Here is a 16,281-nt window from a genome sequence, read left to right on the forward strand (position 1 = left end):
GAAAAACTATAATATCACATTATAATGTCTTTTCCAAATTACTAAAATAGTATAATTCCTTTAACTTTCCTTGTCAAACAACATATATTAGATAATTTTTTATATATAAAAAGACACTCAATCTCTTGAGTGTCCACTTTTTATACTTCATATATTCCTATTTGTCTAACATGTTTAGTATGTGACCATTCTTTTTTATCCTTATCTATAATTCCTTGGATTGTAATTGGAACCCAAGTTAATATAAATATTGGATAAAGAAGATATCTATAAAACAATTTAAAGCTTGATTTTCCACCAACTAAAAATGTTAATAATAAGAATCCACCAATAAATGCTACATTAAATGCACCTATAACAAATATATTAGAAAAAATAGAATAATTATCTATTAAATATGGTTGTATAAAATAAGTTGTTGAATATATAGCTAAAACTACAAATAATTTTCTACTAAACTTATTATCTATCATTAAAACTAATGGTACCAATAAAAATTGGAATACAGCATATATTTCCCATATGTTACTATCTAATAAATGTGTCATAACAAATATACCTGTTTCATTTGGAATCATTCCTGCTATAAGAGTTAATATAGCAGCAATACCAAGTCCTAATGTTAAAAATGGTTGCATCATATATATAGCACAATCTAAACATAATAAACTTTTATCTTGCCATGCTTTTTTAAGAAGCCTCATACCATATCTTGTAGATACATCAGCAAAACCTTGCATCCATCTCTTTCTTTGCTTCCATGAAGCTTTTAAAGTCAATGGCTTTTCATCATATATTATGGCATCATGAGCCCAACCAACTTTTTCACCACTTAAAACTAACTTTACACTAAATTCTAAGTCTTCGGTTAAACATGTAGCACCCCAACCTAATTCTTTTAAAGTTTCTGTACTTATTGCAAAACCAGTTCCTCCAAGTTGATTTGATAATCCTATATTATTTCTTGCTAATTGAATCATTCTATTAGAACTTGTAAATGCTATGGCATAACTTTCTGTTATCCATGAATCATGAGGATTTTTTGAATCTAAATATCCTTGTATAACCTTATATCCTTCACACATTTTATTATTCATAGCATTTAAAAAATTTTTATCGACTAAGTTGTCCGCATCAAATATGCAAATTCCATCATAATATGTTTTCATCTTAAAAATTTTTCCAAACATCCATTCAAGTGCATAACCTTTTCCACGTTTATCTTTATCAAACCTTTCAAATACATTTGCTCCAGCTTTTCTAGCTACTGCTGCTGTACTATCTGTACAATTATCAGCAATTACAAATATATCGTATAGTTCTTTTGGATAATCTAAATTTTTTAAACTCTCAACCATATTGGCAATTACAACTTCTTCATCATGAGCTGCAACCAACATAGCAAATTTTTTTTGAGGTGCAAATTGTTTTTCTTCTTTTTTCTTATAAAATCCAAAGAATGCAATTGCTAGATAATACAACGCCCCAATAAAAACTAGTATTTGAAAAATGGCGGTTATCCAAAATATAAAATCCTTCATAAAATTTCACTCCTATTCTAAATTACCAACTGAAATTATAACAAGTGTTTAAGGCTTTGCCAAACATTATTTTTTAAATTCGCACTTTTTATGTCATTTTTTAATTTAATTTCTTTTTTATTAAAACTTTTACTGCTTTCATGATAATGACCCATAGATATTACTATGAGTCATTATTAAGTCATTTGTGTTACAAATATAAAATTAAATTATATTAACTTAGTGTATACGATATTTTTGCTAATATAATTTTGCCACAGTACAAATTATTAATTATTACGAATTTATTAATTTGCTTTATAAATTTTTGAATTTTTTGTGAATTCATCTTGCAAATTTTCTCATTCATTTAATAATTATAATACATTATATATCATACATTGATATTATTCATCATATTAAGATAAAAATTTTAAAAAATCACATTCTTTCTCCAAGTTTAATATATTAATATGAACCATACTTTAAGGAGAAAAATCATGAATCTATTAGCTACTATATTATTTGTTTTATCTGCAAGTTTTGATGTATTTGTTGTAGCTATGTCATATGGATTTAAGAACATAAAGATAAAACCATCTATTAATTTTGTAATTTCTTTTATATCTTCATTAGGAACATTTATTTCTATGGAAATTGGTTTAGCTTTAACTAATATAATTCCTTTATCAATTGTTAATATTTTAGGCTCTATAATAATGTTATTACTTGGATTGTATTGCTTGTTGGATTATAGAAAAGTTTTAAAAAAATCTACTAATCATAAAGATAGAAACTTAAATATATCATCTCCAATAGTAATACTTGAAAAACCTGAAATAGCAGATACTAATAAATCTGGTACTATTGAATTTAAAGAATCCATACTCCTTTCAATAGCATTAGCACTTAATAATGTTGGACTTGGTATAGGAGCTAGTATTGCAGGGCTTCATGTTACTTTAACAACAATTGTTACTTTAATTATAACAATTATCCTTATACCTTTAGGATTTTTATGTTCTAAAAAATTACTAAACACATGGATTGGTAAATCTGGAAGCTTAATATCAGGTATTTTACTAATCATTCTAGCTGTTATAACTTGCTTATTCTAAAACTTAATTATGATTTTTTAATATAGGTTATATTTTTAGCAACTACAACTTTGAACATAAATAATATTTCTAGTTTTACTTAAAGTTAATACTTTACTAAAATATGACCTATAATATATATTAACACTATTTATTATTTTAATAAAAATACTATTTTATAATCTAGATTATATCTAATTATTAATTTATAATAATTCTAAAATACATACTTAGGAGGAATTATTTTATGAAATTAATCTCTTGGAATGTTAATGGAATAAGAGCCTGTGTAAAAAAAGGATTCTTAGATTATTTTAATGAGCAGGATGCAGATATATTTTGTATACAAGAAACTAAATTACAAGAAGGGCAAATAGATTTAAATTTAAAAGGATATTATCAATATTGGAACTATGCTAAAAAGAAAGGTTATTCTGGAACTGCTATATTTTCAAAAAAAAAGCCACTTTCAGTTTCTTATGGACTTAATATAGAAGAGCATGATCAAGAAGGTAGAATTATAACTTTAGAATTTGAAAACTTTTTTATGATAACTGTATACACTCCAAACTCTCAAACAGGACTTGCAAGACTAGATTATAGAATGAAATGGGAAGATGATTTTAAAACTTATTTAAAAAATTTAGACATTAAAAAACCTGTTATTTTATGCGGTGACTTAAACGTAGCTCATAAAGAAATAGACCTTAAAAACCCTAAAAATAATATTAACAACCCTGGATTTACTATATTTGAAAGAGAAAAATTAACCAACCTTTTAGATGAAGGTTTTATAGATTCATTTAGATATCTTTATCCAGATAAAGAATTTATTTATTCTTGGTGGTCTTATAGATTTAATGCTAGAAAAAACAATGCTGGTTGGAGAATCGATTATTTTTTAACATCTGATAAACTGCAAGACAAAATAGAAGATGCTTTAATAGACACAGAAATTCTAGGTTCTGACCATTGTCCTGTTATATTAATATTAAAAAATTTCTAAAACAAAAATTTAATTAGTTTATGAATATTTTTAATATAGTGTTGATTTTTTGTTAATTTTTAACCTTTTAAAATCAACACTTAAATTAAAAAAATTTACTAATCCTAATAATATATTAATAAAAAATATATACACCTAAATTTGCAGATATTTTTTAGTTTTTTCGTTTAATTTATACAAATATTTTCCTCCTTGACATGTAACGCTTTGAAGAACATATGCTGATACTTTTGAATGTTTTTTTCTATATTTATTTAACTTATCTATTATTTTTTCTCCTGACATTATGCCAAGTCCATGCCCAAAATATGTTCCATCCCCTAAATCTATTGTATTTTCTCCTTGCCATTCAGGAGTTTTAGGATTTACATCTGGATTTTTAAAATATATGCAATCTCCAGGCATAAAGTCAGATACACTATCATAATAATCAACACCTAATTTCTCATCGATGTTTGACCAATTCATAAGTTCAATTTCTGTATATATTGAATTAAAAACATCTCTACTCATAAGTTTAGTCAATGCTCTATAATACACTATTATCATTGCTGTTGCACATTCTGTACCATATTTTGATCCTTTATTAAATATATCCGTTATAGCATCATAAGAACTTACATTTTTTTTTAAAGAAAATCCCCCATCTCTATTTTTTATCCAATATTTACTATTGCATTTAGATTTATAAAATGTTTTAAATTCAACATCACTATCATATAGTTCTCTTGAACTTTCAACTATAGCATTCTTTAAATCTAAATCAAATTTCAATTCTTCAAAAGATGAATATACATATTCCATATTACTTTTAAACATAATATTTAAAACTTTATTTTGAATACTAATGGTTTCATAATTGAATTTTTTATTATTATTTATAAGTTTTCCATTTACAATAATCATATAAGTATACCTCTTTTAGCTATTGCTATTTGGTCATTTATAGAATAATTTATCCATTTTAACCATTTGTCTAAATTTAATTTTTTTAATTTAAAAGAATAACTAGAAAGAATTATTTTTTCATCTTCATCTAAATTTTCAAATTCCTTCAATCTCTTTTTATCATCATTTCCTAAGTCAGAAATTATTTTTCCAGTTTTTTTATTAACTATTTCTCCTAAGTACTTTCCATCTAAATTTAATTTACAATAAACTGGTCTGCTTCTTGCATGTTTGCTATCATCAGTAAAAAATATATAGTCTTTATTATTATCTATCCATTTTTTCGCATAAAATGATTTATTATTATTTGCATACTCATTTATATTAGGAATAAAACTTAATAAGGCACACGCTAATTCTTTAGATTTTTTATCATTTGATGATAACCTATCACATATAAACTTTAAACTATCCACATCATAACTTTGGAAAAATGCCCAAATGAGTTCATGAGCATATAAATCATTTTTATTTCTTTGAAAAATTAACTCTGCTACTACTGGAAGCATTTCATAATCTCTATAAACCTTAATTAAAAAAATAGCTACTATATCTATAACCTCACAATATTCACTCCCCATATCCTTAGCATATAATGCACTATTTAACATCCATCTCATAACACTGTTTGTTTCCTCTATATAGTTTAAAATAGAAAATTCATCTTCACCTGCCCTCATATCTTGTTTTAATACATCGTCCATTATCTCTATAGCTATTTTATTTTTATCGTCTAAATTATTTTGTATATTATTATCATCTAAATTATTTCTCAATGAAAACATCTTATTAAAATCTAATCCCATTGATTTTTTATTTATTTTTTTCATAATATTTTCCTTTAAATTAATAATAACTATAATAATTATATGATTTAATATTCACTAATATTTTTATATTTATTGCCCAATTAATACTATAAAACCAAATTTTAATTCTATATTCTCTTGAAGAAACATATCTTTCATATTAAAATATATTTATGCTTTTTAATAGTAATAAAAAATTCAATAGGAATTGTTAAAATATAAGGAGGACCCTACATTGTATAAATTTATGGAAGTTAATTCATCAGAAGTTGATAAATTTAACCTTACTTCTGATAAAGGTCATATATTACAAACATCTTACTGGGGTAAACTAAAAAAAGATTGGAAATCTAAATTTATTGGTGGCTATGACCAAAATGAGAATATGGTTTTATCTGCTTTAATTCTTATTAGAAAAGCACCATATTTAAATAAATATATGGGATACATACCAAGAGGATTTGCATGTGATTATAAAAACAAAGAATTATTAATAGAATTTACCGAATATCTAAAACAATTTGCAAAAAAGAATAATATTAGTTTTGTAACTGTTGATCCAGATATTCATCTTAAAGAAAATGAAAAACCAACTGAAGATGGTGAATCTATAAAAACTTTCTTAAAAAGTTTAGGCTTTAGAAACTCTGATTCAAAAAACTTTGAAGCTATTCAACCAAACTTTGTATTTAGATTACCTCTACCAACTGGAGAAGATAAACAAGCTATAAAAGACGAAGTATTTAAAATTTTCTCTAATCCAACAAGACGTAACATAAAACTTGCAGAAGAAATTGGTCTTACTGTGGAAACATATGATAAGTCTAATCTAGATGAAGATGTGTTAACTAGATTCCATGAAATAATGGTCACTACAGGTAAAAGAGATAATTTTATAGTTAGACATAGAGGTTACTTTAAAGACATGCTTGAAGACTTAGCCCCTTATTGTAGATTATATATGGTTAAATATAGTTATGAGAAGGATTTTAAAAGATTATCTGATAAGTTAAAGAAACAAGAAAAAGATAAGGAAAGAATACTAGCTAAAATTCCTGAACTTGAGAAAAAATTTGAATCTGAAGAAGATGCTGATAAAAAATCTAGAGTAGAAAAAAAACTTAATGATCAAAAAAATAGATTAAAAGAAGCTGATAGACAAATAGAGAGCTTTAATAAAAAAATTAAAGATATAGCACCTTATAAAGGACAAGAAATCTATTTATCTGGCTCAATTTATATGTACTATGGTAACATTGCATGGTACCTTTATGGAGCATCAGAAAATATCTTAAGAGATACAATGCCAAACTTTGCTATGCAATGGGCTATGATAAAAGATAGTATTGATCTTGGTTGTAATGTCTATGACTTTAGAGGAGTTTCTGGAGATTTAAATCCTGATAACCCACTTTACGGTCTTTATAAATTCAAAAAAGGATTTAATGGAAATTTTGTTGAATTCCTTGGTGAATTTAACTTAGTTACAGATCCACTTGTATTCAATTTATATAAAAAAGCTTTCCCAAAATTCAAACAAATTAGAAATGCACTTATGAATAAAAGACAATAAATAAAAAACATAGGGATTTATTAATCCCTATGTTTTTTATTTAGATTCTCTCTTGTACTTATAATTCTAAGATATTATAAGTAGTAAAAATCCATATTAAATAAATCCGTCTACTTTTTCAGCTCTCTCAAAAGACTTCTTAATTATCTCTTTAGGATATCCTATAAAATCTAAAAGTTTAATAGCATTTTTAGTTTTTGATACACCATCTTTAAGTTTGTAATCAAAATTTAATCCATTTTTCTTACTAACGCTCTCACTAAAGTAGTGGAATTCATAATTATCCTTTAATATATCAACAAGTTCCCTATCATGTGTTGTTACAATTGATATTGCATTTCTTTCATTAATATATGTAAGTATTTCAGCTGATGCTGCTATTCTTTCAACAGGATTAGTTCCTCTAAATATCTCATCTATTGCACAAAATACTGGTATTTCATCATTTAAAGCATTTATAATTCTTAAAAGTGCTTCTGCTTCTGCCATATAGTAACTCTTTCCTTCTGATAAATTATCATTAGGATTTATTGAGGTTACTATTCTAAAGAATGGGGCTTCATATTTTTTCGCTACTGCAAAATAAAATGTTTGGGCAAAAATCATATTTATTCCTATCATCCTTAAAAATGTAGACTTACCTGACATATTTGTACCTGTTAATACAATACCCTTTTTCTTCATTTTTACGCTATTTGGAACACCATCTATTAAAAGTGGATGTCTTCCATCTACTATGTATAATTTAGAATCTTTCTTAAATGTTGGTTTTGTATATCTATTTTCTATACTCTTTTTATAACTTGCTATAGATATCAAAGCCTCTATTTCTCCTAAATCTTCATATAAATTTAAAAAAGTTTCTTTTCTATTTTTAAGAAGGTCTGATATTTTATAATATGCACTTTCTTCTAATAAGAACAATACTGATATGAACTCTAAAAGCCCACCCCACATATTAGCAAGTTGAATAGATTTAGTCGCTAAATCTATTGATTTAATTTCTTTACGAGATTTCCTAACTTTTTCTAAATAAAAATCTATTTTTTCATCTCTTACACTAGACACATCATTAGCTGCATTTATTATATCTCTTAAATACAAAAGTCCATGAGATTTAACTATATCTTTCTCCTTATTGTTTATAAGCATATTTATACAAGCTAAAACTAAAAGCCCCATTATGTACTGTGGTCCTAAAAATATAGCCATAAGTATTAATATAATTGGCATAATTTTACCTAAAAAACTATATACAAAATATTTAGCCTTATTAACCACAAGCTCATCTTGTATCATGTCTAAAAAAGTATTTTTTCTATCTCTACCTAATTTATAAAACATAATACTTAATTTGTTTCTAAGTCTTGCATTTTCGTCAAAGTAACTTATAACCCTATCTCTTTCCTTAAGAACTTTTTCATCCTTAGTAGGATTTCTAAGCATCTTATATAAAACTGCTTCCCCTACACTACTATAAGTTCTGTCAACTTTTTTATAGACATTATCCATATCTAAGTCATTCCAAGTTTGTTCATCTAAAGTCTCTTCTTGTTTTTCTACCATATCAAAATATTTTCTAACATTTTTAATGTTACTTTTCTTAGTAGAATCTTTTCCATAATCAGCCTTTACAGCTGCACCGGCAAACTCCATGTTTTAGCCTCACTTTCATTATAGTTTATTTTTACTGCCCTATCTTTTATCATATCATATTAAACTAGACTCTAAAATACAAATTTACAAAAGAAAAATATATTTAATTAAATTAATATAACTTTTTTTTAATATTTTTATTCACCATATAAAAAATATTTGACGTTAAAAAGTCATATTTAGAAAACTCTAAATATGACTAATTATTATTCTATATTAGTTTAACCTTATTAGAAATTCTTTTAAATTAATGCTTTTATTATTTCCTAATATATCCTTGCTGGCTTTTAGTAATTTTTTATCTTCAGTTACAATAACTGAATTCTCATTAATACTACAAAGATATAAAAGCATAAAATCTGTTTTAGATAATTTATTTCCATTTACATAATAAATACCACTTAATAATTTTTTAGCTTTTATTTTGTAACAAAAATCATTAATTTTTTCTTTATTTAATTCCTCTTCAATATATGGTAAGAGTTTTAAAAATCTATCTGATAAAACAGATGTCCCTTGATAAACTATAAATTCTTTTTCTGATATTTCTTTAGCTACTTCTTTTGGTATTAAAAAATTAATATTATTATTTTTTATTAATTCATCTAAAATATTAATTTTGCTATTCCATATATTTATTATTATATTTGAATCTAAGATATAAATAACATCCTTCATACCTATCACCATCTGATTAAAATAAGAATAAAATCTTTATCTTTCTATATTATAATCTAGACACAGACTATTTATGACAAAATTCAATATATTTTATATAAAAATATTTATATTATGTTACATATCTAACGATAAAAGTTTTACACCTAAAATAAGAATTGCACAAAAGATTACTACAATAATCTTTAAAACTATTAAAAAAGGTACAAAAGTTATTGTATTAAACAATACTAAACTTATGCTTATTATAAGTCCTAAAGTTCCTATAAGGGTTAATTGCCATCCCTTAATTATCTTTCCTATTTTCTTTAAAATAGGTGTTTTAAATAAATTGATTCTTATTTGATATTTTTTAATCGGAGCATTATATCCTAAGTTTTCCAAGCTATTATCAAGCTCCATTACATCAACTTTAAATTTTTTTAAAAGTTTATTTATTTCATTTATCACTCTTAAATTAACATTAGTATTGATATTTTCTAAATTTAAAGCACAAAACATATTTTTACTTAAAATATATTCTAAATTAGCCGCACCAGCTGGAGTAAAAATTAAAATATCTATTCCTAATGTGTGTAGATATCCAAGCATTAGTATATCCAAATTATTAGTTGAATTAGAATTTTCTAAGAATAATGTTATTTTAGGTGAAACATTAGAGATTTCAAAATTATTTATTTTAAATACTATTTCATCATTTAAGCTTGTTATATATTCTAAAAGCTTTAACTTTTCCGTATCATCTATTTGAGTTACAAAATAATATCCATTTAAATATTTATTTAACTTATTTAACAAGTATCTTTGCATATCTAAAGAATATTTTGATAATCCTTTATCCCTAGATTCTATAATACTTTCAACATCAAATTTATTTAAAACTTTATCAAAATACTTAGAATATTTATATTCATTTATATTAAAAACAGAACTTACTGTTTCCTTAATTTTATTTATATTAACATTTATTTTTTCATTAAGAATTTCTTCTATTTTAGTATTTTTAAACAATCCACTTGTCATAGATTTTTGATTTAAAAGTTCACTAACATTTCTTATAAAAATATTATTTCTAGCATTTTTGCATATATTTATAAGTTTTAAATATTCTCCTATATCTTTATAAACGCCTCTAATACAAGTAAAAAATACAGGAATTTTGACCTTTTCATTTTTATATTCAAAATAAGGTCTAACAACAATACTCTCATCTAAAGAAGTGCTTATATCTTCTTCAGTACAATCTAAAGTTATTATTTCATAATTAAAATTTTTAATATCTCCTTTAATGTAACCATCTTCTACAGGAAAAATAATATTTTGTACTTCTTCTTTTAATATTTTTGTTTTAGTCTTCTTTTTATCCATTAATTATTATTCCTCCTTTGAACTATCCTGAGCACAAAGCCACAAAGATTCTTTAAGTGTAGTTTGGCTATCTTAAATCCTTTTTTGTATAGCTCCCCTCTAAAAATTTTATTTAAAAAGCTATCTATCCATATATTATAACTCAATATTTATATATATAGTCAACTATGCATTATAATATATTAGAAAAAATCATTTAAAAAACCTCTAAGTATAATTTCCTTAGAGGTTTAAATATAGTTGTTTATTTATTTTTATTTATTAATTCCTGTATTTTTGTTTTACATCCACCACAACCTGTTCCAGCTTTTGTTTTTTCTCCAACTGCTTCAACAGTTTTTGCCCCTTCTTTTATTGAATTTATTATTTCATCTTCCGTTACTTTATGACACCTACAAATAACATTACTCATACATAACTCCTTTCTATATGACAAAATAAAAAATTATATTTAAAGTTAACTTTAAATATAATTTTATTTTAACTAGTTGCATACATTAATATTCACATATAAAAATTATTCAATTAAACTTACATTATATCTTGCTTAAAAGAGAATCATCTTCCTTATTATTTAATTTATTTTTTTTCTTATATCTAGCATAAAGTATTAAACCTATTATTACAAAAAGTATCGGTCCTGCCACTTGAAGAACAGTTGAAAAATAATCATTTTCTTCTATAATTGGTTGAATTATAGTAAATATATTTGCAAACCCAATAATAAATGTCACAATTATTCCCCATATTGCTCCACTCTTATATGACTTAAATATCTTTATTGGTTTATTTATATATTCTTTCTTTTTAAAATATATAAATGCAATAGATAAAAACATGTATGGTATTGTCATTGATACATTTCCCATAAGTATTAAATAATCTAAAAACTTACTTGCACTTTTATCACCAAAAGCTGATAATGCTATTATAATAACAACTACTGCGCATTGAATCCACATAGCATTAGTTGGCATATTATTCTTATTAATCTTTGTCCAACTTTTAGGCCAAATTTTATTTGGTGTTCCCTCTATAAGTTGTTTTATAGGTGAATAAATTACAGTAAAAAATGCTTCAGTTAATGCAAGAAGCATTGAAAGCCCTATAAATCTTGCAAAAAAGTTTCCTAAGATTACTGCATTTCCTTGACTAAATCCCAACACGTTGCCTATCTGAATTCCTAAATTATTAAGCACTATGTAAGCCACATTTGCCATATTTACATTACCTACTGTTAATATACTGTTCCAATTTGTAAAAAAACCTACAAATAATATCGCAATACAATAACCAACACTTATTATTATTGCTGATAATTTTATTGCCTTTGGAAAATTCTTAATTGGATTTTCTGCTTCATCAACTAAGCCAGACACTACCTCAAGCCCACCATAAGAAAATAGAGCAAATACCATAAAACTTGCCATTCCAATAATAGATGTATAATTTTTATTAGGTGAAGATACAAAAGCATGAAAATTAATTGGTTCAGCCGGAGTAAATCCATTACCAACTAAAACAATAATGCCTCCAACTAATAATAAAATATTAGCTATTGTTACAAATATTCCTCCAATAGATGCAATTTTTGATATGTTTTTAAGCCCTTTAGTTGATATATATGTTATCGTTATTATAAGTATAATTCCTAAAATCCCTAAAAGTTTTGAACCACTTAATCCTAATAATTCCCATTCTTGTGTCTTATCACTTCCAAATAAAAAGTTAGAAGCTGGAACCCATATAGATGATGCTACACTTACCATCCATATTATATTAGATGTATACCACATAAAAGTTCCAAGAAAAGCAAACTTACTACCTACTGATTTTTCCATCCAAGAGTAAATACCACCTTTTTCATCTTTAAAAGCAGCACCAAACTCAGTCATCATAAAAGCATATGGTATAAAAAATAATATCCCAGATATTATATACCAAGGTATAGCTCCATATCCCATAAGATAAAATGACCTTGGTATATTTGTAAACCCAAAAACTGATGTAAAAATCATTAATACTAATGTATACATGCCTATTTTTTTAGTTTTATTCATGTAAACTCCCCCTAAAATAACTTATAAATATGTATAAAAAACTCTCTGAATCTCATGCATATATTATCATTTAAAATGCATAAAATCAATTTGAATTTTTTGTAATATCTGTTGTGTTATTGTATTAATTTTTACAATCAAATTGTTTTTTTCAAGTTAATAATTCTATTTTTATCCTGCTTTTTCTTTATATAGAGCCATTTATAAACATATTGAAATTTTTATTATTCATTTTCATTAAAATATTTAACCTTTATTTATTAACATTTAATTCATATTATTAAATAAAAATTTACAATATATTTTGTATTTTTATTCATAATTTATAAATAATTAATATTAACATTTACTTATATTTTTTAAAAGCATCATCTACTATATTTCCTATTTCTCTGTATTTTTTATTATCTGTATCTAAAATCATTGGTTGCATTTTTTCTAAACATACTTTTTTATCAGAAGTTATACTATCATCAACATGAACTTGTAAAATTTCTCCTATAAAAAGATCATGACTTCCACAATCTATTATTTTTTCAACTTTACATTCAGCATTTAATTTACATTCCTCTATCATAGGAGTTCCATCCAATGTACCATAAAATATGTGGAAAAAATCTGCTTTATTTAAATTTTCCATTCCCACCACTCCACAATAATCTACATTTTTTACTTGCTCTTTTGATGGAACACATATACTAAATGCTTTATTTTCTTTTATTTCAGCACTTATAGTATGTTTTTTACAAAGAGAAATTAAAACTTTATATGGATTTTCGCTTACCATAGTAATCCATGATACAGTTAAGAAATCTGATTTACCTTTATTTGTTTTAGAGCCAATTAAAACAACTGGCATAGGATAATTTATCGTAGTGCTTCCTAAATTAACTCTTCCCATTAAATATACCTCCAAATTGTTACTTTTTATTAGAACTTATTTCAATAATTTTAATTTTTAAATTAAAATTCTATTTTATTATTTCACTATTTTGTTTTATTATTTATAACATCATAAAAATATAAAAAAATAAGCTATATCAAAATAATGTTTTGATATAACTTATCTTTTTTTACAATAGTTATTAAAATTCTAAATGGTCTACTACATCTAAGTTTATCTCTTTTGCAAATTCTATACCTTTGCTTAAATTTTTCATATTATCTGGTTTATGCGCATCTATTCCTACAATTACTTTTACATTATATTCCTTAGCCAGTTCCCAAAAATCTTTTATAGGATATTGATATCTAAGACCATTATTATATTTAATCTTTGCTCTATTCATTCCATTTACATTTATTTCAAGAGGCATATTTAATCTGTTAGCAGCCTCAAAAATTCTTCTTGATTCTTTTATTGCGTATTCGTCCCAATTCCTATAAGACATTCCAAAAAGATCTGGATGAGCTATATATTTAAACAATCCACTTTCCATTGATTTTATAACATGATCAACATAAACCTTTAATATTTCAGGAGTTAAATCTATATGCCCAACATAAACCCATTCTCCTTGATAAGGAAAAAAATGAACTCCAAGTATCATGTAATCTATATTATAATTTTGTTTAAGCTCTTCATAAAACCATTTAAAATCTTCAAAATACTCTCCCTCAATACCCTTTTTTATAGATATTTTATCGCCATATTTCTTTATAGCTTCATCAATTTCAGCAAAATATTCTGGAATCTCTTCATAAGTCATTCTAGACTCATTATCTATATTCTTTCCTGGATGTGGTAAATGGTCTGATATCCCTATTTCATCAAATCCCTCTTCTATAGCAATTTTTATATAATCCTCAACATTTCCTATAGCGTGATTACATCTAAAATTATGTGTATGATAATTAGTTTTCATTATTTTTGCCCCTTTTCTCTAAATTATATATAAAATTAATTTAATATCTTTTCAAGTCCTATAAGTGCTGCTCCTAATGCTCCACATATTTGAGGCTCTTGTGCTATAAAAATAGAAGTTCCAAGTTTTTCTTCTATACACTTTACAACACCTTTATTTTTTGCAACTCCGCCTGTCATCATATATTTTTCTACTCTACCAACCCTGTCAACAAGACCTACTGTTTTTGTAGCTATCGATTTATTAACTCCATGAATTATATCTTTTCTATCTTTATTATCAGCAATTAATGATACTACCTCAGATTCAGCAAATACAGAACATACGCTAGTTATAGTTAAATCTTCCTTATATGATAACCCTTCTTCTGACATAGTTTTTAAGTCTATTTCTAAAGTTCTAGCTATCATTTCTAAAAATCTTCCAGTTCCCGCTGCGCATTTATCATTCATAACAAAACTTTTTACATTTCCTTTTTCATCTATAGATATGGCTTTACTGTCTTGTCCTCCAATATCAATTATAGTTCTTATTTCATTATTAATAAAGTGAGCACCTTTTCCATGACAAGTTATTTCTGTAACATTTTCATCAACAAAAGGAATATTATATCTTCCATAACCTGTACCAATAATTAAAGATATGTCTTCTTTTTTCAATTTTGCTTCATCTAAAGCCATTTCATAAGCCTTATTTGCCGAATCCATACTTCTAGCACCAGTTTTTACTATTACTTTACTTAAAACATTTTTATCTTTATCTAAAACCACTATATTAGTAGATGTAGAACCACTATCAACCCCCATAACATATACTCTATCTTTATCTATTCCCTCTCTCACTTTAACTTTACCTCCTGATAATTGCTCATTAAAAGCTTCTATACGAGTCTTTATTTGACCATTACTTTGATTTGTTAAATCTGTTTCAACTTTTAACATTGGTATATTGCTTTTTTGAAGATTCATATACTCAAATGAATAATGATCACAAAATTTTACTGTATGATAAATTATTCCTTTAAGATTTGGATCCTCAACTAATGCCCTTCTCTTCTTTATATCATCCATTCTCATACATGGAGTGTAAGATAACATTTCTTCGCTATACCATAGAGCTAAATCATCAATATTATCAAATTTTTTTGCATAACTTAAATAATGTCTTTTAAAACACGTATCATTTACTAAAGGATAATCTAAAATATCTTTAGCCTTATTTAAAAAATCTTCTGAAACTTTAGCACCTAATACCTTTATGTATTCTTTCTCTATTTTAGGCTCTGATGATACATACTTATAAATAGATTTATTAAATCTGTCTAAATCGAATTTTTTTCCACTAAAATCTTCATAAGCTTTTATAAATTTTAATATTTCTTTTTTTAATATATCCTTAGAACAGCAATTATTTTTTTTAGGCAAATCCATTATATAAATAAATTTTATAGTATCCACTTTTTCTAAAGTATCTTTAAGCCTCCTTATAGCATCACAACAATTAACTAAAAAGACTTTATCTATTTTTCTTTCTATTATTTTATCCAAAAGCCCTTTACTATAAGAACACATACTAGGATGCATAAGTTTCTCAGATTCAGTAAATTGTTCTATTGAATCATCTATAATTATACCATTTTCATTAAAGCCTTCAAAAATGGCAAAAGGGCTATATTTACACATGCAAGCTATCATATTTTTC

Annotated in this window: 14 protein-coding genes; 3 read left to right on the forward strand and 11 right to left on the reverse strand. The window is 25.0% G+C overall.

Translation table 11 applies throughout. The features are described 5' to 3' along the window. Window positions 1–140: 140 nt before the first annotated feature. Window positions 141–1,541 (reverse strand): glycosyltransferase family 2 protein, encoded by a 1,401-nt coding sequence (locus HH195_RS08410; protein WP_196370802.1) that lies wholly within the window; start codon window positions 1,539–1,541, stop codon window positions 141–143. A gap of 479 nt (window positions 1,542–2,020) precedes the next feature. Between HH195_RS08410 and ytaF the strand changes: the two genes are divergently transcribed. Continuing rightward, window positions 2,021–2,638 (forward strand): sporulation membrane protein YtaF, encoded by a 618-nt coding sequence (gene ytaF, locus HH195_RS08415; protein ID WP_196370804.1) that lies wholly within the window; start codon window positions 2,021–2,023, stop codon window positions 2,636–2,638. Window positions 2,639–2,864: 226 nt separating this feature from the next. Then, window positions 2,865–3,623: an exodeoxyribonuclease III gene (locus HH195_RS08420; RefSeq protein ID WP_196370806.1), complete on the forward strand. Its 759-nt coding sequence runs from the start codon at window positions 2,865–2,867 to the stop codon at window positions 3,621–3,623. A gap of 135 nt (window positions 3,624–3,758) precedes the next feature. Here the strand turns inward: HH195_RS08420 and HH195_RS08425 are convergent, their stop codons facing one another. After that, a complete protein-coding gene (locus HH195_RS08425; RefSeq protein WP_196370808.1) occupies window positions 3,759–4,529 on the reverse strand; it encodes a protein-glutamine gamma-glutamyltransferase in 771 nt (256 codons plus the stop codon). Continuing rightward, on the reverse strand, window positions 4,526–5,401 hold the full coding sequence (locus tag HH195_RS08430; RefSeq protein WP_196370810.1) for a hypothetical protein: 876 nt from the start codon (window positions 5,399–5,401) through the stop codon (window positions 4,526–4,528). The genes HH195_RS08425 and HH195_RS08430 overlap by 4 nt, the downstream gene beginning before the upstream one ends. A 214-nt stretch (window positions 5,402–5,615) precedes the next feature. Here HH195_RS08430 and HH195_RS08435 point away from each other — a divergent pair, with 214 nt between their 5' ends. Further along, entirely contained in the window at window positions 5,616–6,953 is a 1,338-nt protein-coding gene (locus tag HH195_RS08435; RefSeq protein WP_196370818.1) for a lipid II:glycine glycyltransferase FemX, read from the forward strand. 96 nt (window positions 6,954–7,049) lie between these two features. On the opposite strand, the gene HH195_RS08440 is transcribed toward HH195_RS08435, so the two are convergent. The 8 genes from HH195_RS08440 to HH195_RS08475 form a co-directional block, all read right to left on the reverse strand. Further along, a complete protein-coding gene (locus tag HH195_RS08440; protein WP_055259414.1) occupies window positions 7,050–8,609 on the reverse strand; it encodes a MutS-related protein in 1,560 nt (519 codons plus the stop codon). Window positions 8,610–8,825: 216 nt separating this feature from the next. Further along, window positions 8,826–9,287, reverse strand: coding sequence for a PIN domain-containing protein (locus tag HH195_RS08445; RefSeq protein WP_196370821.1), 462 nt, complete (start codon window positions 9,285–9,287; stop codon window positions 8,826–8,828). Window positions 9,288–9,404: 117 nt separating this feature from the next. Continuing rightward, complete coding sequence (locus HH195_RS08450) at window positions 9,405–10,655, reverse strand: YceG family protein (RefSeq protein ID WP_196370824.1); 1,251 nt, start codon at window positions 10,653–10,655, stop codon at window positions 9,405–9,407. Between the two features lie 244 nt (window positions 10,656–10,899). Next, a complete protein-coding gene (locus HH195_RS08455; protein WP_070101197.1) occupies window positions 10,900–11,067 on the reverse strand; it encodes a (2Fe-2S)-binding protein in 168 nt (55 codons plus the stop codon). 124 nt (window positions 11,068–11,191) lie between these two features. Next, window positions 11,192–12,715 carry a glutamate/gamma-aminobutyrate family transporter YjeM gene (gene yjeM / locus HH195_RS08460; RefSeq protein WP_196370826.1) on the reverse strand — a complete coding sequence of 508 codons (1,524 nt, stop codon included), beginning with the start codon at window positions 12,713–12,715 and terminating at the stop codon, window positions 11,192–11,194. A gap of 346 nt (window positions 12,716–13,061) precedes the next feature. After that, complete coding sequence (locus HH195_RS08465; protein ID WP_196370828.1) at window positions 13,062–13,616, reverse strand: flavin reductase family protein; 555 nt, start codon at window positions 13,614–13,616, stop codon at window positions 13,062–13,064. A 184-nt stretch (window positions 13,617–13,800) separates the two neighbouring features. Beyond that, window positions 13,801–14,580, reverse strand: a complete 780-nt coding sequence (locus HH195_RS08470) for a histidinol-phosphatase (RefSeq protein ID WP_196370830.1) — start codon at window positions 14,578–14,580, stop codon at window positions 13,801–13,803. Window positions 14,581–14,615: 35 nt separating this feature from the next. Beyond that, window positions 14,616–16,274 (reverse strand): acyl-CoA dehydratase activase, encoded by a 1,659-nt coding sequence (locus tag HH195_RS08475; RefSeq protein ID WP_196370832.1) that lies wholly within the window; start codon window positions 16,272–16,274, stop codon window positions 14,616–14,618. Window positions 16,275–16,281 lie beyond the last annotated feature (7 nt).

It is taken from the genome of Candidatus Sarcina troglodytae (genome assembly GCF_015708635.1).
GTDB classification, from domain to species: domain Bacteria; phylum Bacillota; class Clostridia; order Clostridiales; family Clostridiaceae; genus Sarcina; species Sarcina ventriculi.

Bases quoted from the DNA above. Each gene is read 5' to 3' on its own strand.
- HH195_RS08455 (WP_070101197.1), bottom strand. From the start codon at position 11,067: ATGAGTAATGTTATTTGTAGGTGTCATAAAGTAACGGAAGATGAAATA.
- HH195_RS08425 (WP_196370808.1), bottom strand. From the start codon at position 4,529: ATGATTATTGTAAATGGAAAACTTATAAATAATAATAAAAAATTCAAT.
- HH195_RS08410 (WP_196370802.1), bottom strand. From the start codon at position 1,541: ATGAAGGATTTTATATTTTGGATAACCGCCATTTTTCAAATACTAGTT.
- HH195_RS08450 (WP_196370824.1), bottom strand. From the start codon at position 10,655: ATGGATAAAAAGAAGACTAAAACAAAAATATTAAAAGAAGAAGTACAA.
- yjeM (WP_196370826.1), bottom strand. From the start codon at position 12,715: ATGAATAAAACTAAAAAAATAGGCATGTATACATTAGTATTAATGATT.
- HH195_RS08465 (WP_196370828.1), bottom strand. From the start codon at position 13,616: ATGGGAAGAGTTAATTTAGGAAGCACTACGATAAATTATCCTATGCCA.
- HH195_RS08470 (WP_196370830.1), bottom strand. From the start codon at position 14,580: ATGAAAACTAATTATCATACACATAATTTTAGATGTAATCACGCTATA.
- HH195_RS08430 (WP_196370810.1), bottom strand. From the start codon at position 5,401: ATGAAAAAAATAAATAAAAAATCAATGGGATTAGATTTTAATAAGATG.
- HH195_RS08445 (WP_196370821.1), bottom strand. From the start codon at position 9,287: ATGAAGGATGTTATTTATATCTTAGATTCAAATATAATAATAAATATA.
- ytaF (WP_196370804.1), top strand. From the start codon at position 2,021: ATGAATCTATTAGCTACTATATTATTTGTTTTATCTGCAAGTTTTGAT.
- HH195_RS08420 (WP_196370806.1), top strand. From the start codon at position 2,865: ATGAAATTAATCTCTTGGAATGTTAATGGAATAAGAGCCTGTGTAAAA.
- HH195_RS08440 (WP_055259414.1), bottom strand. From the start codon at position 8,609: ATGGAGTTTGCCGGTGCAGCTGTAAAGGCTGATTATGGAAAAGATTCT.
- HH195_RS08475 (WP_196370832.1), bottom strand. From the start codon at position 16,274: ATGATAGCTTGCATGTGTAAATATAGCCCTTTTGCCATTTTTGAAGGC.